Raw genomic sequence first — 21190 nt, 5'->3', positions numbered from 1 at the left:
CAAACAGGCGAGGGAACCAGCACGGAGCGTATTTCCACAAATGGGACGCTCAGCGCCAGGTCCGGATTGCCGGAGTCTTGCCGAGATTGGTTAAAGCACCGTTGATGCACCGTTCGACCCCTAATATCTAGCCGTTGAAACCGGCCTTGGGAGTGGCCTTTTGCTTGGGAAACGTGGCAAAAAGACGAACGCGGGCTGGCCTAAGCCAACCCTTACCAAACATGGTAAATCGTTGCATAACAGATTTCAGCCGGGAAGGCCAAGCGCCGAAATCACCTTCCGGTCATATCCGTAGATGTCATTGAGGCGCTGCAATTCACCATCACCGTCCACATAAGCGGTGAAATAAGCGATGTGGACCGGAATTTTCCTCTCCAAATCAATGCGCTGTTCGTCTCCGCCCTGCAGACCGCGGACGCGGTCCTCGGTCCAGCCATTGCCCATTACCAGCTCGGCAAATTTATAGGGGTTATCCACACGCACGCAGCCATGGCTGAAGGCCCGTTCGTCGCGCGAGAACAGGGTGCGCTGCGGCGTATCGTGCAGATAGACCGAGAAATTGTTCGGGAACATGAACTTGATGAAGCCGAGCGCGTTGCGCTCGCCCGGCGGCTGGCGCACCTGCATCTGACCGCCGACATAGCTCACCTCATAGCCACGGCGCTCGAGATAGCCGGGGTCCTGGGCGAGCTTGGGCATATATTCCTTCTTGATGATCGACTGCGGCACGTTCCAGGACGGATTGACCACCACGAAGCTCATCGTGTCCGAGAAGACCGGCGTCGGCGTATTGGCCTTGCCAACCACCACCCGCGCCTCGTAGCTCAGCACGCCGTCCTTGGTGAACCACACCTTGTATTCGGGAACGTTCACGAAGACGTTGGTCAGGCCCATGTCGTGAGGAAGCCAGCGCCAGCGCTCCATATTGGCGATGATCTCGCTTTCCGCATTGGTGCGCGGCTGGCGCAGCGCCGCGTTGAGGGCGACCACAGTGGCCGGCCCCAGCGTACCGCTGGCCTTAAGATTGCGGGCAGCCTGGAACTCGCGCACCGCCGCCTGCAGCGCGTCGTCATAGACGTCGCTGTCGGCATCGCTGGCCGTCAGGCCAAGGCGCGTACGCAGCACGGCCACGCGCGTGTCGGTCATGCCCACCTTGAGCGTAGGACCGGCGGGCACCATCGGCAGGACGGCTTCGGCAGCAGCGGCACTGGCGGCCCTGACATCGGCCAGCTTCTGCTTCAGCGCCAGATATTGCGGCGAGACCGGGTTGTACCCTTCGAGCACTGTAACCGGATCGGAGGCGATCGCCACCGAGGCGAGCGCCGCAACCGGGTCGGGCATGTTGGGGGCCTTGGCGATGTCGCGGCTGATCTGCCTGGTGTCGACCCGGCCCGAGGAGGCCTGGCGGACATAAGTGAGGATGGCCGCGCTCAGCGCGATCTCAGCATCGGCCTGGGCATCGGCGCTCGCGCCGCTCAGGCTGTCGAGCCCGGAAACCCGGAAGGCCGCAGCGTCGAGACCGTCCTCGCTGGCGCGGTTCATGCGATCGACCAGCGCCTTGGCGGTGGGGGTGAGCACTCCATTGTCGATCCAGAGCGGCACAGCGCCGCGCAGAGCATAGAAATCGCTGATGGCCTGCGCATCGGCGCCGCGCTTGGCGGCGTAATCGGCAAGCCTGGCGGAAAGGTTGAGGGTAACCGCGGCAGGTGCGGCAGATGGCGCGGGGGCGGGCGCACTGGCCTCCGCCGGCGGCACGGGCTCGGCCTTCGGTTCGACCTTGGGCTTGGCCTGTGTCTCGGCCGGCACGGCAGCCGGGATTTCCGGCGTCGGAGCAGTTGCGGGCGCAGGCTGTCCGGCCGGTGAGGCTGTGGCCACGGACTGGGAGGCCCCCGGCGCGGCCGGGGCAGCCTCTTCCTTGGAAGGTGTTGCCGAGATCGAGGACGGCGTATCGGGAGCCACTGCCGTCTCGGCCGGTTTGGGTGCCATTTCGACAGGGGCCGGCACTGGCACCGGGCCGACCGGCGCGGGTGCAAGGGTAGCAGTGGAGGCCGGCGCACTCTCCGGTTTGACATGCTGCACGCTCATCCGCTCTTGCGGCGAAGCGGCGGCAGGCGCGGTCTGCGGCGTCGCCGGTGCGAAGGCGCTCTGCTTTTCACCGGCGCTCAGGCCGGGAACCATGGGCGTTTCGGCGGCGGACACAGGGCTATTAGGCGTATGGCTGTCTTGGGCATAGGCCGGGAGCAAAAGGGCGCTCAAGCTCAAAGCCAGAGCAACCGAACTCAACAAATTAGCGCGGTAACTCATAAGATTCCTCAATCCCGGCGCGAATTATCCGAACGCCGCCTGCAATAATATGGATAGTGCCGAGTACCATGCCAGATTCAAGACAAATTCTGGTGTGCGAACAATCACGCGGCCTGGTGGGACTCGTTCAATTCACCGGCTCTCACGCCGATCGTGGCTTCGTCAAGCCCTAGTTCCTTGAGCTTGCGATAAAGCGTGGATCGCCCGATGCCGAGCTTGCGCGCGACCTCGGTCATCTGTCCGCGATGATGGCGGATGGCGAATTTCAGCATGTCCGTTTCCAGCGATTCCAGCGTGCGAACATCTCCCCGTGCATCGAGCATGGTCATGGTGTGGGGTTCGCGCACCGTGATGATCTCGCGCAACGGCGACCCGGTGATCATGGCCGGGCCGATGTGAACCGGCTTGGGCGGCAGCAGCGGTGCAGAGGGGATGCGCACATCGAAGCCATCCACGCGGGCGGCGATCTGAGGCAGATCGGGCACGCCGATCTCGTCGCCCTCGGCGAGGATCACGGCGCGATACATCGCGTTTTCGAGCTGGCGCACATTGCCGGGCCAGTCATAGGCGGTGAGCAGCGCCACGGCCTCGGCGCTGATGCTGCGTACGGCCCTGCCCTCCTCGGCCCCGAAGCGGGCGAGAAAATGCCAGGCGAGATCGGCAACGTCCTCGCGCCTTACCCGTAACGCCGGCAGCATGATCGGGAAGACATGGAGGCGGTAATAGAGATCTTCGCGGAACAGCCCCGCCTTGACCAGGTCGATCAGGTTGCGGCTGGTCGAGGAGATCAGCCGGAAATCCGTGCGCACCGCCCGCCGGGCTCCGAGCGGCTCGATCTCGCCGCTGCGCAGCGCGTCGAGCAGCTTGACCTGCAAAGCGGGCGACAATTCGCCGACATTGTCGAGGAAGAGTGTGCCGCCATGGGCCTCCGCCAGCTTGCCGGCCTGCTTGTCGACAGCGCCGGCTGCGTTCTTGTCCTGGCCGAACAGGATGCGCTCGGCCTCCTCCTCCGGCAGGGTACCGCAATTGACGGCCACGAAGGGCCGGCCGCGGCGCTCGCCGCCGCCATGGATCGCCTGGGCCACCATCTGCTTGCCCGTGCCGGCCTCGCCCTCGATCAGCACGGGAATGGTCGAGCCGGCCGCCTTTTCGGCAAGGCGCACCACCCGCTCCATCTCCGGGCCGCGCGCGACCAGATCCTTCAGGCCGAGTTGGCCCATGGCTCGCTTGGCGAGCACGCGCACTTCGCGTTCCAAGGCACGATGCTTGAGGGCATTGCGGATCGAGGCCTGCAGGCGCTCGGCGCCGACAGGCTTGACCACGAAATCGGCCGCACCCGCCTTCATCGCCGAGATCACGGCATCGATGGAGCCGTGGGCCGTCTGCACGATCACCGGAACCTGCAGGCCGCGGGCGCGCATGCGTCCGAGCACACCCATGCCGTCGAGATCCGGCATCACCAGATCCAGCACGAGGAGATCGATCTTGCCGCCTTCGAGTTCGCGCAACGCCGCTTCGCCGCTGTCGACAAGGCGGGCGTGATAGCCAAAACGCCTCACCATGGCCTCCAGAAGCCGGCATTGCACCGGATCATCGTCGGCGATCAGAACAGTCGAGCCCATCAATCCCCCGTCCCATTTCATTCGGTGCAGCGATCGGATGCCGATCCCTGCCGAAGCCCCGGCACCACCGCGTCAGCGCAAGGTACCCTGTGGCCAGGCCTCGCAATTTCACCCGGGCAAAGCGCCCTGTGTGCCGTTTCGGATCATCTAGGAGCAGAAGCGTGAAGGACTGCTTAACGACGTTGGATGAAAGTCACATTCCACTGAGACGGTTGAAACCGCGGCCGCGAACGGCGATATGTGGGACCATCACGGGGCCGCGTCGCCGGCCCGGCAATGGCGTTTGGCGACTTGGCGGCAACGACAGGAATCGCAAGGACGCGTCGAACCAAAGAGCCGGGGCACGCAAGCGTTCAGGCCTGAACGCGCCTTGCCCCAGGCAGTGTTTCCCGGTGAGGCCCATGGATGGACCTCGTCGGGAAACACTGCAAATATTTGATATCTTGCGGTCTCAAGGAGTTTTCATGGCCGGCAAATCTTTTTCCGCATCCTCCGGTTCCGCCCCGTCGGAGACCGCCAGGGCCGATTCGCAGGAGACCAAGGCCGACCGGAAGGGCAGCGAGCTCGGCCGGTTGCCGGAATGGAATCTCGCCGATCTCTATCCGGGCATCGATTCGCCGGAAATCGCCGCCGATCTCGACAAGGGCCTCGCCGACTGCCTGGCCTTCGAAGAGGGCAACAAGGGCAGGCTCGCCGAGATCCTGGCCGGCAAGGACGGCGCCATCAACCTCTCCGCCATCATCAAGACCTATGAGGGCATCGAGGACAGGCTCGGACGCATCGCCTCCTTCGCCGGCCTCGTCTACGCCGGCGACACCACCGATCCCGCCCGCGCCAAATTCTATGGCGACGTGCAGGACAAGCTGACCACGGCCTCCTCCCACCTGCTGTTCTTCACGCTGGAGCTCAACCGCATCGACGACGGTGCCTTGGCCGAGGCGGTCAAGGACGAGGCGCTCGCCCATTGGAAGCCCTGGCTGGACGATATCCGCATCGAGAAGCCCTATCAGCTCGAGGATCGCGTCGAGCAATTGTTCCACGACAAGTCGGTGACCGGTCGCGGGGCCTGGAACCGCCTGTTCGACGAAACGATCTCGGGCTTGCGCTTCAGGGTTGAGGACAGCCAGGAGCTGACGCTGGAGCCGACCCTGAACCTGCTCCAGGACCCCTCCCCCGCCAAGCGCGAGAAGGCGGCTCACGCCCTAGCCCGCACCTTCAAGGACAATCTCAGGCTGTTCACCCTGATCACCAACACCCTGGCCAAGGACAAGGAGATCTCGGACCGCTGGCGTGGCTTCGAGGATGTCGCCGATTCGCGCCATCTGTCGAACCGGGTCGAGCGCGAAGTGGTCGATGCCCTGGTCTCGGCGGTGCAGGAAGCCTATCCGCGCCTGTCGCATCGCTATTACCGCCTCAAGGCCAAATGGTTCGGGCTCGACCAGCTCAACCACTGGGACCGCAACGCGCCGCTGCCCAAGGTCGAGAGCACCCCGATCAAGTGGGAGGACGCGCGCGGCACCGTGCTCGAGGCCTATGCCGGTTTCTCGCCGCGTATGGCCGGCATCGCCCAGCGCTTCTTCGACGAATACTGGATCGACGCACCCGTCCGCCCCGGCAAGGCACCCGGCGCCTTCGCCCACCCGACCGTGCCCTCCGCCCATCCCTATGTACTGCTCAACTATCAGGGCAAGACGCGCGACGTGATGACGCTCGCCCATGAATTGGGCCATGGCGTCCATCAGGTGCTGGCGGGCCATAACGGCGCGCTGATGGCGCCGACGCCACTGACTCTGGCCGAAACAGCCTCGGTGTTCGGTGAGATGCTGACCTTCCGCGCCTTGCTGGCCCAGGCCGCCACGCCCGCGCAGAAGAAGGCCATGCTCGCCGCCAAGGTGGAGGACATGATCAACACGGTGGTGCGCCAGATCGCCTTCTATTCCTTCGAGCGCAAGGTGCATGTCGAGCGCCGCCAGGGCGAGTTGACCGCCGACCGCCTCGGCGAGATCTGGCTGTCGGTTCAAGAGGAAAGCCTCGGATCCGCCATCAAGATCGGGCCGGGCTACGAGACCTTCTGGACCTACATCCCCCACTTCATTCATTCACCCTTCTACGTCTACGCCTACGCCTTCGGCGATTGCCTGGTGAACTCGCTCTACGCCGTCTACGAGAAGGCCCATGAGGGCTTTGCCGAACGCTATCTCGCCATGCTGGCGGCCGGCGGCACCAAGCACCATTCCGAACTGCTTGCCCCCTTCGGCCTCGATGCCCGCGATCCCGCCTTCTGGCAGATCGGGCTCAATCTGATCGAGAGCATGATCGTGGAGCTTGAAGGGATGGAATGAGGTTTTCGGCTGAGGCATGCCATTGGCATGCCTCAGCCGGCAGCAATAGCCTCCAGTTCCACCAGCCAGCCCGGCTCTAGCGTGCCGACCACGATCGCCGTGGTGGGGATGCGGCGGGCGCCCAGGGCTTTGAGCCGCGCCGCCTGATTGGCCTCGGCAAAGGCTGTGTCGGTGAGATAGCTGGTGACGCGCACGAGATTGTCGATCGTCATGCCGGCTTCGGCGAGGATGCACCGGATGTTGGACCACAGCCATTCGAGCTGTTCCTCCAGGCTGCCGGGCACCCGGCCATCTGGATCGAGGCCCATGGTTCCGCTGAAGAAAAGCAGACGCTGCATTCCCACCACTTCCATGGCGTGAACATAGTCAGGCGTTGCCTCATAGATGCCGTTACTGGGGTTTCGTACGATCATTTGCATGGTTTTTCTCCCTCGGCGAGCGCATGCTGAACAGAATGATCTTCGAGGAAAAGAGCTTTTTGCCGAATGAAATCGAAAACCAAGGATCTTCAGCGGAATGAGCGAGCAGACCGGTCTCTCGATGATTTCGACCGAAAGATCTTAGGCGCCTTGAGCGTCGACGCGCGCCAGACCTATGCCGAGATCGGCCAGAGCGCCGGGCTTTCCCCACCGGCCGTGCACGAACGCGTCAAGCGCTTGCGCGAAGCCGGTGTGCTCAAGGGCTCGACGGCCGTGCTCGACGCCCAGGCCATCGGCAAGCCCTTCCTCGCCTTCGTGCATGTCGACACCGAAGGCTGGGGCAAGAGCGAGCGCATGATGACGTTGCGCCGCTTTCCCGAGGTGGAGGAAATGCATTCGGTGACGGGCGATACCGGCGTGATCATGAAGGTGCGCACCCGAAACGCCCGGGCGATGGAGCATTTCCTCTCCCAGCTTTATGTCCTGCCTGGCGTCAGGGGGACCAAGAGCTATGTGGTACTCTCCACCTATCTGGAACGAGCGATCCAGCCTCTGGCCACCGAGAATTGGCCCGAGATCCCGCTTCCGCCGGCCTAGGTCCGATCTCCGACGCTCCTGGGCAACGTCCGCCTGCCCGCAATGCCCGCGCAATCCGCCCCCCCTAGGTTGCGCCCGCATTCGGGAGGCGTTCGATGATCCGCAGGAAACAATGGACCGCAAGGGCGGCCGGTTACGGGCTGCATGCCTATATCAGCGGCGTGATGCGCACCACGCGCTTCGCCCCTCTGCCAAGCGAGCAGCGGCCCTGGGAGCGGACCGATGGTTCCTTCATCGCCCTGACCTGGCATGGCCAGCAGATGCTGAGCATCGCGGCCCTGCGAGGTGCGCCGCGCACCAGCGTGCTGGTCTCGCTGCATTTCGACGGTACGGTGATCGCCACGGCGCTGGCGCGCGCCGGCTATGGCACCATTCGCGGCTCCGGCACCCAGACCCGCGCCAAGATTCGGGGCAAATGCGGCATCCCGGCCTTCCTGGCGATGCGCCAGGCGCTGGAAACAGGCACCAATGTGCTGATGACGGCCGATGTGCCCAAAGTCGCTCGGGTGGCCGGCAAGGGCGCGGTGCAGTTGGCGCGGGCGACCGGGCGACCGATCTTCCTCTTCGCGGCGGTGACCAGTGCGCGGATCGATCTCGACAATTGGGACAAGGCCAGCGTGGTGCTGCCCTTCGGACGCGGCTGCGTGCTGTGGTCGGAAGCCCTCACCGTCCCCGGTGATGCCGATGCGAAGGAAATCGATGCGGTCAGCCATCGCATCACGGCAGGGCTCGACAGCCTGCACGCAGAGGCGCATCGGCGACTGCGTTCAGGGACCTGACGGCTCCCCTTTCGCGTTTTGGCTGGATATTGACGCGCTTTGGCGCGGCTGTGCATTCCGAGGAGGCAGGGGACGAAGATAAGAGGCGTGGAATCTGGGCGGAAGTACCGTTCCTCCCATGGCCGAACGGCGGACGCGGGCATGGCAATTCTTCTCGGTCTGGCGGCTGCCCTATGTTGGGGTGGCACAGATTTTCTCGGCGGCGCGGCTGCACGCACGCTCGGGGTGCGCCGATCCCTATTCTTCAACCAGGTTATCGGCTTTACCGGCCTGTCGCAGCTGGTTTTGTTCCTGCCAACCATCCGCGGCCAGATGGCGTCGGCGCCACCACCTATGGCGCGATCACCACTTGCTGTCGCTGGCGACCGGTGAGGTGCTGCGCGGCGAAAGGCTGTCGCCGCTGCAATGGTTCGGCATCGCTGCCGCCCTCTTCGGCGTCGTCCTGCTCAGGATCGAGGGCTAGCCGGCGTCCCCGGTACCGCCGTCTCATTCCGGCGCAGGGGCGACCAGCCGAGCGTCATGCCCGCGGCCGCGACCAGGATGGCGCCGGCACCAACCATTTGCAGCCAGTCCAGGCGATGGCCGAAGGCGACGAAGTCGACCAGGATCGCCACCACGGGATAGATGAAGGAGAGCGCGCCGGTGAGGCTGGTCGGTAATTTCTGGATGGCACCATAGAGCAGGATATACATCAGCCCGGTATGGACGACGCCGAGCGTGCCCAAAATCGCCCAGGTCTGCTCCCCCGTGGGCGGATGGGCCAGGCTGGCGAGCGGAGCCAGCATCAGGGTGCCGACGATCACTTGGATGAGGGCTATCAGATGCGGCGGCACCCCCTTGAGTTTCTTGGCGACCAGGGCCGCGATCGCATAGAAGAAGGCGGCGCCGAGCGCCAGGCCGATGCCGACCAGGTAACCGGTCCCGGCGGCCCCGCTTTTGGCCTGCACGATGCCGAGCATACCGGCAAAGGCGAGGCCGAGCCAGAACAGCTTGGACGCCGTCAGCTTCTCCGAGAAGAACAGCACGCCGAACCCCACCAGCATGAAGGGCTGGGTGTTGTAGACGGCGGTGGCAATCGAGATCGAGGCGCGCGGATAGGCGGCGAACAGCATCAGCCAATTCGCCACGATGGCGACGCCGCCGATCACGGCGAGCCCGATCTGCCGCACTGTGATGACATCGCGCCTGTAGAGGCCAAGCCCCAGGCAGATCAAGGCGAGCGTGCCTGCCCCGAACAGGCAGCGCCAGAACACTACGTCGATGACGGGCTGGCCCGACAGGATGACGAACCAACCGATCGTCCCCGATATGATCATGGCCGCCGTCATTTCGGCCGTTCCGCGGAGCTTGTCCATGGCATCTACCTCTCAATGGAGGCTCAATTCTATTCGGGCTCTTTGCGAATTTATATGGATCGGATAAGGTTGCATATGGCATCCTCCTAAATTACGAAGGACAAATAACGGATCGACATCATGCTTGATGAAGTGGACAAACGCATCGTCGACATCCTGGTCGAGAATGCCCGTATCTCGCTGAAGGAATTGGCGGGCCGGGTGAACCTGTCCTCTCCCAGCACCTCCGAGCGTCTCAAGCGCCTGGAGGAGCGCGGCGTAATCCGGGCCTTTACCGTGGACGTCGATCCGCACGCCCTCGGCTATACGCTGCAGGCGATCGTGCGCATCCGCCCCCTGCCCGGCCAGTTGCAGCGGGTGCAGGGCCTGATCGAGGAGATCCCGGAATTCTCCGAATGCGACAAGGTCACCGGCGACGACTGCTTCGTCGCTCGGCTGCATCTGCGCTCGATCGAGCAGCTCGACGAGATCCTCGACCGCCTGATCGACAAGGCCGAGACCAACACCGCCATCGTCAAGGCGCAACCGGTGAAGCGGCGCCTGCCGCCGCTGTGAAGGACTGCCTCATCGCGGCGAAATCACCGCAAGAAAAGCAGCGTGCCGGTCGCCACCAGCAGCAGCCAGGCGACGCCGTCCCATTCCGTCAGCGAGGAGGATGGCGCTCGGCGGCGCGCGCCAAGAGCCGCCATCACCTGCAACAGCGCGAGGAAGGTGAGCAGAACGGCAAAGGTCGGCGCAAAGGCCTTCGAGCCGGAAGCCGCCAGCAAAGCCGCGAACAGGACTTCGGCGGCAAAGACGTGAATGGTTACTCTGGATACGAGGTCCAGTTTTCTCGAGACTGAATTCGACATGATAGGAGTAGTTCCGAAAATACCTTGTTCTCGCGCCGGAACGCAAAGCATTCGGCCGCACGAAGGAAGAAACGGCGTCATCTTGCCTCGCGACGATTGTCCGACGAGGCTGACATCCAAGGCATTTTACGAAATATAGAGTATATTTCACAAATAAATATTGTGTATTGTTTTGAGTGCGACACGTAAACAAGGTATAAGGATGCAGACCTTGCTTCACGCGGGCGGCGCAATTCCTGGGGCCACAGGCGTCTCGCCCATAGGCACCAACTCAACGGTGGACCGAGGAGGCGGGTGGTGTTGCACCTCTCGCCTTAAGTTACACCTATGGGCGTGACGCCCGCAGTCCCAAAGGCTCAATCGCAGCGAAGCAAGGACGGCGGCGTGCCGATCTCGGAAACCACCGGCTCGAAGCGGCGGGTTTTTGGGTCGCGTACCAGGAGATGGCCGGAAGCGATGCCGAAATAAGCGCCGTGGAGCTGTAATTCCCCGGCATCCACGCGCCGGCGCACGCTGCCGAAGGTCGTCAGATTGGCAAGGCTCTGCTCCACTGCGGCAAGGCCAAGCCGGGTGATATAATCCTCGGACGGCGTCTCGCCAGGGTCCTCCAGCGTATCCACCGCCGGGGCGATGATCGACATCCATTTGCCGATGAAATCCCCCGAAGAAAGCGGCGCGCGCTTTTCGGCAAAGGAACGGATGCCGCCGCAACTGGCGTGGCCCATGATGACGATGTGCTTGACCTTGAGCGCCTCGACCGCAAATTCCAGCGCGGCGCTGGTGCCATGGAACTGGCCGCCCGCCTCATAAGGCGGCACGATATTGGCGACGTTGCGCACCACGAAGAGCTCGCCCGGCCCCGCATCGAAGATCACCTCCGGCGAGACACGCGAGTCGCAGCAGCCGATCACCAGGACTTCCGGGCTCTGCCCTGTGGCCGCCAGCGTCTCATAGCGTTGGCGTTCCCGGGAAAAGCGGTCGCCGAGGAAGGACTTGTAGCCGGCTATGAGACTGTCGGGGAACATGGAATCTCCTCGGAACGCGGACATCTCAGCGACATGTTCGCATGTCGCGATGTCCGCTCTTGGGCGTTGACGAATGCGGCAAGAGACGAGGACCGAAAGAGAGGCGAGACAGCCCTCTCCACGAGATGCCGCCATGCCCTCAATATCGGAAGAGCGGGCAGAGCCCGCACTCCCAGGATTACGCCGCCAAATTGCGCAGCACGAACTGCAGGATGCCGCCGTTCTTGAAGTAGTCGAGCTCGTCCAGCGTATCGATGCGGCAGAGCAGCGGCACCTTGACGACCTTGCCGTCGGCGAAGCTGATCTCGGCCTCGATGGTGGCGCGCGGCTTGATCGTCTCGATCCCTTCGATCGTCACCATCTCGTCGCCCTTCAGGCCGAGCGTCTGCCAGGAGGTGCCTTCGGCAAAGGTGAAGGGTACCACGCCCATACCGACCAGGTTGGAGCGATGGATGCGCTCGAAGCTTTGGGCGATCACGGCGCGCACGCCGAGCAGCTTGGTGCCCTTGGCCGCCCAGTCACGCGATGAGCCGGTGCCATACTCCTTGCCGGCGAACACCACCAAGGGCACGCCCTCGGCCTTGTAGCGCATGGCGACGTCGTAGATCGGGGCTTCCACGCCATCGGGATAATGGATGGACAGGCCGCCTTCGATACCCGGCAGCATCTGGTTCTTGATGCGGATATTGGCGAAGGTGCCACGCATCATCACCTGGTGGTTGCCGCGGCGGGTGCCGTACTGGTTGAAGTCCACCGGGCGGACCTGATGGTCGCGCAGATATTCGCCCGCCGGGCTCGCCGCCTTGATCGAACCGGCCGGGGAGATGTGATCGGTGGTGATCGAGTCGAGGAAGAGGCCGAGGACACGGGCCTTGTGCACATCCGTCGGCGGCACAGGCGTCTTGGTCATGCCTTCGAAATAAGGCGGGTTCTGCACATAGGTCGAACGCTCATCCCAGGCATAGGTCTGCCCTGCCGGAGCCGAGATCTTCTGCCAGTTCTCGTCGCCCTTGAAGACGTCGGCATATTTGGACTTGAACATCGCCTGGGTGACGTATTCGTCGATCACCGCCTGGATCTCGGCGCCATCGGGCCAGATGTCGGAGAGAAAGACGGGCTTGCCGTCGCTGCCGATGCCGAGCGGCTCCAGCGTCACGTCGACCTGGAGGGAGCCGGCCAGCGCATAGGCGACGACCAGCGGCGGCGAAGCCAGGTAGTTGGCCTTGACGTCGGGATTGACGCGTCCCTCGAAGTTGCGGTTGCCCGAGAGCACGGCCGCGGCGACAATGTCACCCTTGTTGACGGCCTCCGAGATCGGCTCGGGCAGTGGGCCTGAGTTGCCGATGCAAGTGGTGCAGCCAAAGCCGACCAGGTTGAAGCCGAGGGCGTCGAGATCCTTCTGCAGGCCGGACTGGCTGAGATAGGCTTCCACCACCTGCGATCCCGGTGCGAGCGAGGTCTTGACCCAGGGCTTGGACTTCAGGCCCTTGGCCGCCGCCTTGCGGGCGAGCAGGCCGGCCGCGACCAGCACGGAGGGATTGGAGGTGTTGGTGCAGGAGGTGATGGCGGCGATCGTCACGGCGCCATGGCCGATGGCATAGTCGGTGCCAGCGACGGCCTGCGCCTTGCCGGCTTCGCCCGGCTTCTTGAACTCACCTTCCAGTGCGGCGAGAAAGCCGGTCTTGGCGTCGGAGAGCAGCACGCGATCCTGCGGGCGCTTGGGGCCGGCGAGCGAGGGCAGCACGGTGGCGAGGTCGAGTTCGAGAATGTCGGTGAACACCGGATCGAAGCTCGCCGAGGTCCGGAACATACCCTGTTCCTTGGAGTAGGCTTCGACCAAGGCGATGCGATCGGCATCGCGGCCCGACTTGTCGAGATAGCGCAGCGTCTCGGCATCGACTGGGAAGAAGCCGCAGGTCGCGCCATATTCCGGCGCCATGTTGGCGATGGTGGCCTTGTCCTCCAGCGTCATGGCGTCGAGGCCCTGGCCGAAGAACTCCACGAACTTGCCGACGACGCCCTTCTTGCGCAGCATCTGGGTGACGGTGAGCACAAGGTCGGTGGCGGTGACGCCTGCCGGCAGCTTGCCGTTGAGACGGAAGCCGATCACTTCGGGGATCAGCATCGAATTGGGCTGGCCGAGCATGGAAGCTTCCGCCTCGATGCCGCCGACGCCCCAGCCGAGCACGCCCAGGCCGTTGACCATGGTGGTGTGGCTGTCGGTGCCCACCAGCGTGTCGGGATAGGCGACGGTGACACCGTCTTCTTCCTTGGTCCAGACCGTCTGGGCCAGATATTCGAGATTGACCTGGTGGCAGATGCCGGTGCCCGGCGGCACCACGCGGAAATTGTCGAAGGCCGACTGGCCCCACTTCAGGAAGCGGTAGCGCTCCTGGTTCTGCTCATATTCGCGGGCAACGTTGTTCTTGAAGGCGTCGTTGTTGCCGAAATAGTCGACAACGACGGAGTGGTCGATGACGAGATCGACCGGCACCAGCGGGTTGATCAGGGTGGGATCGCCACCCAGGGCCTTCATGGCGTCGCGCATGGCGGCGAGATCGACGACCGCCGGCACGCCGGTGAAGTCCTGCATCAGCACGCGGGCGGGGCGGAAGGCGATTTCGCGCTCGGCTTTGCCGCGATTGGTGAGGAAGGCGGCGATGGCTTCGATATCACCCTTGGAAACGCTGCGGCCATCCTCGAAACGCAGGAGGTTCTCGAGCAGGACCTTCATGGAGACCGGCAGGGCGGAAATGCCGGGAAGACCGTTCGCTTCCGCTGCTTTCAAGGAATAATAGGTATAGGTCTTCGAGCCCACCTGAAGTGTCTTGCGGGCTTTGAAGCTATCGAGAGAGGCCATGGCAGGTTCCCTGAAAAAGGCCGGGGAACGCCCCCAAGCCTATGATACGTCAGCGGAATTCGCGCTCACGAGGCGGTTTGTGCGGCGCGGTATGGTGCGTTTATAGAAGGATTCCAGTCAGGCCGCTACTGCCTATTTGACGACGTCTGCCATGCCAGGAATGCGGGGTTTGCCGCCGGGGCGAGGGGAGGTGGCAGCAACAGACAAATCGGTCCGATTTTTTACGCTTTGTTAAGGCTGATCCGGGATTCCCAGGCCTGACACCACGATTCCTCGCGATTTCCGCCGTGTGACCATCGGCACGGCACGCTCGCGCCGCAATCGGCATCTACTCCGCCAACTTCAATTTTCAGACCGCGGTCGGATTTTCGATCCCGAGGATATCATGCAGCCATTTGCTCCCTTGCTTGCCAAGCTTCGTACCGAATTCCGGCACGCCTGGTTCCCCACCTTGCTGATCTGCAGCATGGTGATCCTGCATGACCTCGCCACGGGCATCCAGCACAGCGGCCTGGTGGTCGCGCTCCTGATCGCCACCTTCATCCTCGCCCGCCCCGCCATGCTGCGCCGGCGCTCGCCGCTGCAGAGCTGGCGCCACAGCCTGATCTATGCCGGAACCATCCTGGCTGCGACCCTGGTCTCCCTGGGCACGCTCGACTGGCTGAAGCTGTGAGGCCAATGACGATGACGATCATGCTGCGGTAACCAGCGTCACCGCAGCATGATCCAAAGCGGGCTCTTCCAGGCCTTCAGGGCGTCGAGGAAGACCTGTAGCTTGGCAGGAAGGAAGCGCCGCGTCTGGTAGACGGCGTGCACGAAGATCTCCGGCGAAGACCAAGCCGGCAGGAGGCGCACGAGGTCGCCGCTCTCGATGCGCTCGTCGCAATAGGTCGAGGGCAGGAGACCGATTCCATGGCCCTTATAGGTGAAGGCGCTCACGGCCTGGAAGTCGCGGCTGGCGATCGGCCCGGAGACCTGGACCTTCACCGCCTTGCTGCCGCTGACCAGATGCCATTCGGCTTCGTTGTTGCGCCCGTTCATCAGGACGCAGCGATGGCGCGCGAGATCCTCCGGCCTGTCCGGCACCTCTCGATCCCTCAGATAAGCCGGCGTCGCCACGACATAGCGCACGCTCTTGCCGATGCGCTGAGCGATGATGCTGGAATCCTGCAGTTCCCCGAAACGGATGGCGACATCGACATTCTCGGCGATCAAGTCGAGAAAGACATTGGTGACGACGAGGTCGACCTGGATGTGCGGATAGGCCGTCAGGAAGGACGAGATGAAGTCGTAGAAGGGCTCCTGCCCCATGATCACCGGCACCGAGACCCGGAGCAGGCCCTCCGGCCTTCTTTGTGCCTGGACGAGGACCCGCTCGGCATCCTGGAGCTGGCCGAGCGGCTCGCTGCATTGCTGGTAATAGGCGCGCCCCTGGGCCGTGAGGGTCAATTTGCGCGTCGTGCGCTGCAGCAGCGTCACGGCCAATTGCTCCTCGAGGGCGCTCACCTTGCGGCTGACGGTGGAGACCGGCATGCCGAGCGCATGGGCGGCCCGGCTGAAGCTGCCGAACTGCGCAACCTTCACGAACACGGCGATGTCGTTGAGATCCGCCATGTCGTTATTTTTGCATGCGTGGAAAATTGATTCCAGATATTTCCACCTAATCAAAGAACCTGCCGCGACGCACATTCCTGCCACGAGAACAAACCAACTCGTGGAGAACGCAAATGACAAACAAGGTCGTCATCGTCACCGGCGCCTCGCAGGGCATCGGTGCAGGCCTCGCCAACGCCTTCCTCGAACGCGGCTACGACGTGGTCGCAACCTCGCGGCGGGTTTCGCAAACAAACGAGATCCGGGCCTCCGATCGGCTGGCCCGTGTCGACGGCGACATCGCCGATCCCGCCACCGCACAGCGCGTAGTCGAGACGGCCCTCACCCGCTTCGGGCGGATCGATGCTCTGGTCAACAATGCCGGCATCTTCTTCACCAAGCCGTTCGTCGATTACACGCTGGAGGATTACCGCAGGCTCGCCGCCACCAATGTGGAAGGCTTCCTGCATCTCACCCAGGCGGTGGTGCGTCAGATGCTTACCCAGAAGAGCGGCGGCAGCATCGTCAGCATCACCACGCCCCTGGCCGGCCACCCGATCGCCGGCGTCAACGCCTCCGTCGCCATGGCCACCAAGGGCGGCATCGAGGCCCTCTCCAAGAACATCGCCATGGAATATGCGCGTGAGGGCATCCGCGTGAACACGGTCGCGCCCGGTGTGGTCGACACGCCGCTCCACAAGGACAGCCCAAGGGATTTCATCAATGCCTTGTCACCCATGCCCGGCATTTCCGGTGTCGGGGAAATCGTCCAGGCGGTTCTCTTCCTGACCGAGGCTCCGCGCGTAACCGGGGAGGTGCTGCACGTCGATGGCGGCGCACATCTGGGCAAATGGTAAACTTCGGCAACGCCCCCATTGGAAAAGGCGCCGGTGCGGAGCAGCGACTTCGGGAGTTCGGCATCACCCTTCCACCACCACCGACCCCGTTCGGCGCCTATGTCGAGGCAGTCAGGATCGGGAGGTTCATGTTTCTCAGCGGCATGCTGCCGGTGATCGATCGCAAGCCGCAATTCCTCGGACGCCTCGGCGGCGAACTGACGGTCGAGGAAGGCTACAGGGCGGCTGAACTCGCCGCCCGTAGTGCGCTGGCGGCGATCAGGGAGGAACTCGGTTCGCTCGACAAGGTGACCGGCGTCGCCAAGCTCGGCGTCTACATCGCCACGCAAGGTGATTTCCGGGACCACCCGAAGGTGGCGGATGGCGCCTCCGAGCTCCTTCTCAAGGTCTTCGGCGCGGACATGCTGTCGGGCCGGGTCGTACTCGGCGTCGCCAGCCTGCCCCTAGGGTTGCCGGTCGAAATCGAGCTCGTGGTCGAGATCGCCGATTGAGCGGCTGCCCATCGGAGCGGCGCGCTTAGGTGCCGCTCACGCTGAAACTCGCATGTGCCATGTCGAGAAAGGCCGAGAGCGCGCTCGAGACATAACCGTCGGCCCGGCGCACGAACAGCGTGTCGACCTCCGCCCGGCCGGGCGGGAGCTTGTGGATGGCAATCCTGCCCTCCTGCCAGGCGCCAGCGACCACGCTTCTCGGCAACAAGGTGATACCGACGCCGGCCGACACGCAGCTGATGATTGCCTCCAGCGAGCCGAATTCCAGCGGCCTTGCGGTCACGATCCCCCTCTCGGCCAGCGAGGTTTCGAGCCGCTGGCGATAGGAGCAGCCGACCTGGAAAACGATCGTCTTCAACTCCGGGACCGAAGCCAACTCGTCGGGGCTCCGAAGGTTGCGGGCGGTGACGAGGACGAGTTCCTCCCGGAAGACGACCTGCTGGTGCAATTCGGGATGGCTGACGGGGCCGGCAACAAAGGCGCCTTCGAGGCGGCAGGCGATTACTTCGTCCAGGAGCTTGCGCGTAGTACCGGTGGTGAGGACGAGCCGGACGGCGGGATGGGTCTTGGCAAATCGGCTGAGCAGGCCGGACAGGCGCAGCGCCGCCGTCGTCTCCAGACTGCCGAGGGACAGAGCGCCGCTCGGCGCGCCCTCGTCCTGCGCGGCCGTTCGGGCATCCGCCAGCAGCCTGGCGATACGGCCGACGAAAGGCAGCACACGCTGCCCCGCGGGCGTGATCGACACACCGCGCGCATGGCGCTGGAACAGACTGACGCCAAGGTCCTGCTCGAGGGTACGGATACGGGTCGTCACATTGGATTGGACGGTGTTCAGCTCCTGGGCAGCCCGGTTCATGCTGCCGAGCCGGGATACAGCTTCGAACACCCTCAGATCGGATATATCCATGCCGGTCGCATCCACTGCAAACATAGATATCTCAAATAGAGATATCTCGTATCCCTTATATTCGTTTTTATAGATTGATACGGTCCCTTAAGTTCGTCAAGAACGACAATCGAGGGTCGACGAATGGCCGGTACCATCATCTTGGACCGTGACGGGAATTCCAGCGAGCGCAGCCCGAACATGTGGCGCGCGATCCTGTCCGCCTTCTGCGCCAGCCTGATCGGCATTGGCCTTGCCCGCTTCGCCTATACGCCGCTGCTGCCGGCGATCGTCGATGCCCGCTGGTTCGAAGCCTCGACGGCCGCCTATCTCAGCGCTGCCAACCTGGCAGGCTATCTTGCCGGTGCCCTTATCGGCCGTCCGCTGGCCGCGCGTTTCTCGACCATTGCCATTCTCAGGATCATGATGGCCCTGGCTACCTTCACCTTCTTCGCCTGCGCCTATCCGCTCGGCTTTGCCTGGTTCTTCGCGTGGCGCTTCGCCGCCGGCCTGGCGGGCGGCACGCTCATGGTCCTGGCGGCCCCGGCCGTACTCGCCCATGTCGCACCGGCAAGGCGGGGGCTTGCCGGCGGCGCCATCTTCATGGGGATCGGCGCGGGTATCGCCGCCTCCGGCACACTGGCGCCGCTGTTGCTGCAACAGGGGCTGCGGCAGGCCTGGTTCGGTCTCGGCGCGCTCTCGCTATTGCTGACGGCGGCCGCCTGGACCGGCTGGCCGCGAGGCGAGAATGCCGTTGGCCAGCCCGCCCAATCCGGCCATGCCCCCAGGACGGCAAGCCTGCGCGCCCTCTATGCCGAATATGCCCTCAATGCCGCCGGCTGGGTGCCCCACATGATCTTCTTGGTCGATTTCGTCGCGCGGGGATTGGGTGAAGGCGTCGAGGTCGGCGCGCTCTATTGGGTCGTCTTCGGCATCGGCGCCACCATCGGTCCTCTCCTGGCCGGCCACCTCGCCGATCGCATCGGCTTCGGCGCTGCCTTGCGCACCGCCTTCCTGCTCGAAGCCGTCGCGGTAGCCCTGCCCGCCGGCGTCATGGGCCAGCCATGGCTGATCGCCTCCAGCCTCGTGGTCGGCGCCTTCGTCACCGGCACGGTGCCGCTGGTCATCGGCCGCATCCATGAACTCCTGCCGCACCATCCCGCCCAGCAAAAACGCGCCTGGAGCCTGGCGACAGTGTGGTTCGCCCTGTTCCAGGCCGGTGCTGCCTATGCCTTGTCCTTCCTCTTCGCGCAGAGCGGCGGCAATTACCGCCTGCTCTTTGTGATCGGTTCGGCCGCGATGATCCTGGCCCTGGCGATCGACCTTATCGCCAACAGAAGTGGTCCTCGCCGATAAGGGCGGAGGGAACAAACTAGCCGTTCGCTCGCGGAGGCGGGCCGCTCGGGCTCGCCGCGAGACGATGCGGGCCGGGATCTTCCCCCACGGTACCTTTACCTCTCTGCCGCCGCATGGAACATGATCCCTGCGAGGGGAATCACACTGGGGGAAATTTGGCATGAGGAAGGTCGGTTTCGCGACCCTCGTCGCGGCTGCCGCCATGGCGGCCACGCCGACGCTGGCTGCGTCGGTCCTGATTGAAAATATCAGGGGTTATACCATCCGGGACGGCGAACTCGTCCGTTTCGACGCGCTCGTCTTCGGTAAGGACGGCAAGGTCATCGCCACCGGCGCGAGCAAGGAACTCGCCAAGGCCCATGCCGATGCGGCCAGGCGCGACGGTCGCGGCAAGGTGCTGCTGCCGGGCCTGATCGACGCCCATGGCCATGTCGGCGGCCTCGGCGAAACGCTGACGACGATCGACCTGTCCTCGACTGCCAGCCTCAAGGCCGGCCTCAAGCTGGTGAGCGCCTATGCGAGCGCCAATCCCAAGGCGGCCTGGATCCGCGGCGGGGGCTGGAACCAGGTGATCTGGAAGCTCGGTCGCTTCCCCAACGCCGCCGAGCTCGACGCCGTGGTCAGGGATCGGCCGGTCTGGCTCGAACGGGTCGACGGCCATGCCGGCTGGGCCAACGGCAAGGCGCTCGCCCTCGCTGGCGTGACCAAGGATACCAAGGATCCCGATGGCGGGCGTATCGAGCGCGACGCCGAGGGCAATCCCACAGGCGTACTGGTCGACAAGGCCATGGACCTCGTCGTCAAGGTGCTGCCGGCCAAGACCGAAGCTGATCGTACCGCCAATCTCACCGCCGCCCTCGCGCATATGGCCAAGCTCGGCCTGACTGGTGCGCATGACGCCGGCGTCGAGGCTGCCGACATTGCGGTGTACAAGCGCTTCGCCGACGAGGGCCGCCTCACCGCCCGCATCTATGCCATGGTCGGCGGCGTCGGGGAGGATTTCAAGACCGTCTCGGCTGGCGGACCGCTGCTCGGCTATGGGCAGGACCGGCTGACCGTGCGCAGCGTCAAGCTCTACGCCGATGGCGCGCTGGGCAGCCGCGGTGCCGCGCTGATCGAGCCCTATAGCGACGATCCCGGCAATCGTGGCCTGCTCTTCCGCAAGCCCGAGGAGATGCAGGCCGATATCGAGACGGCGCTGAAGGCCGGCTTCCAGACCAATGTCCATGCCATCGGCGACGCCGGTAACCGCGAGGTGCTCGATGCCTTCGAGGGCGCCTTCGCCAAGGTGGGCGGACGCGATTTGCGCAACCGCATCGAGCATGCCCAGGTGCTGGCGCTCACCGACCTGCCGCGCCTCAAGAGCCTCGGGCTCGTCGCCTCGATGCAGCCCACCCACGCCACCTCCGACATGAACATGGCTGAGGACAGGGTCGGTCACGAGCGTATCCGCGGCGCCTATGCCTGGCGTACCGTGCTCAACCAGGGCACGGTGATTGCAGGCGGTTCGGACTTTCCGGTGGAATCGGCCAATCCGTTCTTCGGCCTGCACGCGGCCGTCAACCGCACCGACCATCAGGGCAAGCCCGTCGCCGGCTGGCATGCCGAGCAGGCGATGACGCGGGTGGAGGCCTTCCGCGCCTTCACCCTGGACGCCGCCTATGCCGGACACCAGGAGAAGAGCCTCGGCAGCCTTGAACCGGGTAAATGGGCCGATTTCATCCTGGTCGACCAGGACATCTTCGCCGTCGATCCCCAGTTGATCTGGAAGACCAAGGTCGCGGAAACCTGGGTCGGCGGCAAGAAGGTATATCCCGCCGGGAAGTAAGGCGCCTGCGAGCCTGAAAGGCAGC

General features: G+C 64.1%; 19 protein-coding genes. 10 read left to right on the top strand and 9 right to left on the bottom strand.

Annotated features, from left to right (window positions below; genetic code table 11):
• Positions 1–246: 246 nt before the first annotated feature.
• Positions 247–2178 carry a L,D-transpeptidase family protein gene (locus ACR9ZN_RS26980; RefSeq protein ID WP_481273642.1) on the bottom strand — a complete coding sequence of 644 codons (1932 nt, stop codon included), beginning with the start codon at positions 2176–2178 and terminating at the stop codon, positions 247–249.
• A gap of 230 nt (positions 2179–2408) precedes the next feature.
• Complete coding sequence (locus ACR9ZN_RS26975) at positions 2409–3926, bottom strand: sigma-54-dependent transcriptional regulator (protein WP_481273641.1); 1518 nt, start codon at positions 3924–3926, stop codon at positions 2409–2411.
• 464 nt (positions 3927–4390) lie between these two features.
• On the opposite strand from ACR9ZN_RS26975, the gene ACR9ZN_RS26970 reads away from it, so the two are divergent.
• Positions 4391–6268, top strand: coding sequence for a M3 family oligoendopeptidase (locus ACR9ZN_RS26970; protein ID WP_481273640.1), 1878 nt, complete (start codon positions 4391–4393; stop codon positions 6266–6268).
• Between the two features lie 32 nt (positions 6269–6300).
• Here ACR9ZN_RS26970 and ACR9ZN_RS26965 read toward each other — a convergent pair whose 3' ends face one another.
• Complete coding sequence (locus tag ACR9ZN_RS26965) at positions 6301–6687, bottom strand: RidA family protein (RefSeq protein WP_481273639.1); 387 nt, start codon at positions 6685–6687, stop codon at positions 6301–6303.
• Positions 6688–6753: 66 nt separating this feature from the next.
• On the opposite strand from ACR9ZN_RS26965, the gene ACR9ZN_RS26960 reads away from it, so the two are divergent.
• The 3 genes from ACR9ZN_RS26960 to ACR9ZN_RS26950 all read left to right on the top strand — a co-directional run bounded on the left by ACR9ZN_RS26960 (position 6754) and on the right by ACR9ZN_RS26950 (position 8435).
• Positions 6754–7284, top strand: coding sequence for an Lrp/AsnC family transcriptional regulator (locus tag ACR9ZN_RS26960; RefSeq protein WP_481273638.1), 531 nt, complete (start codon positions 6754–6756; stop codon positions 7282–7284).
• A gap of 95 nt (positions 7285–7379) precedes the next feature.
• Positions 7380–8063 carry a lysophospholipid acyltransferase family protein gene (locus ACR9ZN_RS26955; protein ID WP_481273637.1) on the top strand — a complete coding sequence of 228 codons (684 nt, stop codon included), beginning with the start codon at positions 7380–7382 and terminating at the stop codon, positions 8061–8063.
• Positions 8064–8204: 141 nt separating this feature from the next.
• Entirely contained in the window at positions 8205–8435 is a 231-nt protein-coding gene (locus ACR9ZN_RS26950) for a hypothetical protein (protein ID WP_481273636.1), read from the top strand.
• A gap of 74 nt (positions 8436–8509) precedes the next feature.
• Here the strand turns inward: ACR9ZN_RS26950 and ACR9ZN_RS26945 are convergent, their stop codons facing one another.
• A complete protein-coding gene (locus ACR9ZN_RS26945; protein ID WP_434959483.1) occupies positions 8510–9418 on the bottom strand; it encodes a DMT family transporter in 909 nt (302 codons plus the stop codon).
• Positions 9419–9538: 120 nt separating this feature from the next.
• On the opposite strand from ACR9ZN_RS26945, the gene ACR9ZN_RS26940 reads away from it, so the two are divergent.
• Complete coding sequence (locus tag ACR9ZN_RS26940; protein ID WP_434959482.1) at positions 9539–9973, top strand: Lrp/AsnC family transcriptional regulator; 435 nt, start codon at positions 9539–9541, stop codon at positions 9971–9973.
• 23 nt (positions 9974–9996) lie between these two features.
• On the opposite strand, the gene ACR9ZN_RS26935 is transcribed toward ACR9ZN_RS26940, so the two are convergent.
• The 3 genes from ACR9ZN_RS26935 to acnA form a co-directional block, all read right to left on the bottom strand.
• The gene (locus ACR9ZN_RS26935) at positions 9997–10269 is read right to left on the bottom strand and encodes a hypothetical protein (protein WP_434959481.1); all 273 of its coding nucleotides are present in this window, start codon (positions 10267–10269) and stop codon (positions 9997–9999) included.
• Between the two features lie 356 nt (positions 10270–10625).
• A complete protein-coding gene (locus tag ACR9ZN_RS26930) occupies positions 10626–11294 on the bottom strand; it encodes a carbonic anhydrase (RefSeq protein WP_434959480.1) in 669 nt (222 codons plus the stop codon).
• Positions 11295–11472: 178 nt separating this feature from the next.
• Positions 11473–14154 (bottom strand): aconitate hydratase AcnA, encoded by a 2682-nt coding sequence (acnA, locus tag ACR9ZN_RS26925; RefSeq protein WP_481273635.1) that lies wholly within the window; start codon positions 14152–14154, stop codon positions 11473–11475.
• A gap of 385 nt (positions 14155–14539) precedes the next feature.
• On the opposite strand from acnA, the gene ACR9ZN_RS26920 reads away from it, so the two are divergent.
• Complete coding sequence (locus ACR9ZN_RS26920; RefSeq protein ID WP_454812329.1) at positions 14540–14827, top strand: hypothetical protein; 288 nt, start codon at positions 14540–14542, stop codon at positions 14825–14827.
• Between the two features lie 38 nt (positions 14828–14865).
• Here the strand turns inward: ACR9ZN_RS26920 and ACR9ZN_RS26915 are convergent, their stop codons facing one another.
• Complete coding sequence (locus ACR9ZN_RS26915) at positions 14866–15768, bottom strand: LysR family transcriptional regulator (protein WP_481273634.1); 903 nt, start codon at positions 15766–15768, stop codon at positions 14866–14868.
• A 113-nt stretch (positions 15769–15881) separates the two neighbouring features.
• Between ACR9ZN_RS26915 and ACR9ZN_RS26910 the strand changes: the two genes are divergently transcribed.
• Positions 15882–16604, top strand: coding sequence for an SDR family NAD(P)-dependent oxidoreductase (locus ACR9ZN_RS26910; protein ID WP_481273633.1), 723 nt, complete (start codon positions 15882–15884; stop codon positions 16602–16604).
• Complete coding sequence (locus ACR9ZN_RS26905) at positions 16598–17095, top strand: RidA family protein (RefSeq protein WP_454812323.1); 498 nt, start codon at positions 16598–16600, stop codon at positions 17093–17095. The genes ACR9ZN_RS26910 and ACR9ZN_RS26905 overlap by 7 nt, the downstream gene beginning before the upstream one ends.
• Before the next feature lie 25 nt (positions 17096–17120).
• Here the strand turns inward: ACR9ZN_RS26905 and ACR9ZN_RS26900 are convergent, their stop codons facing one another.
• Positions 17121–18002, bottom strand: a complete 882-nt coding sequence (locus ACR9ZN_RS26900) for a LysR family transcriptional regulator (protein ID WP_481273632.1) — start codon at positions 18000–18002, stop codon at positions 17121–17123.
• A 123-nt stretch (positions 18003–18125) separates the two neighbouring features.
• Here ACR9ZN_RS26900 and ACR9ZN_RS26895 point away from each other — a divergent pair, with 123 nt between their 5' ends.
• Positions 18126–19337, top strand: coding sequence for a YbfB/YjiJ family MFS transporter (locus ACR9ZN_RS26895; RefSeq protein ID WP_481273631.1), 1212 nt, complete (start codon positions 18126–18128; stop codon positions 19335–19337).
• 160 nt (positions 19338–19497) lie between these two features.
• Positions 19498–21165 (top strand): amidohydrolase, encoded by a 1668-nt coding sequence (locus tag ACR9ZN_RS26890; protein ID WP_481273630.1) that lies wholly within the window; start codon positions 19498–19500, stop codon positions 21163–21165.
• The last annotated feature ends 25 nt before the right edge of the window (positions 21166–21190 follow it).

The sequence above is a fragment of the Labrys sp. HAY1-8F genome (assembly GCF_056754975.1).
Note: the sequence above shows the minus strand (reverse complement) of the source record. Positions and strands in the feature narration are given on the sequence as shown.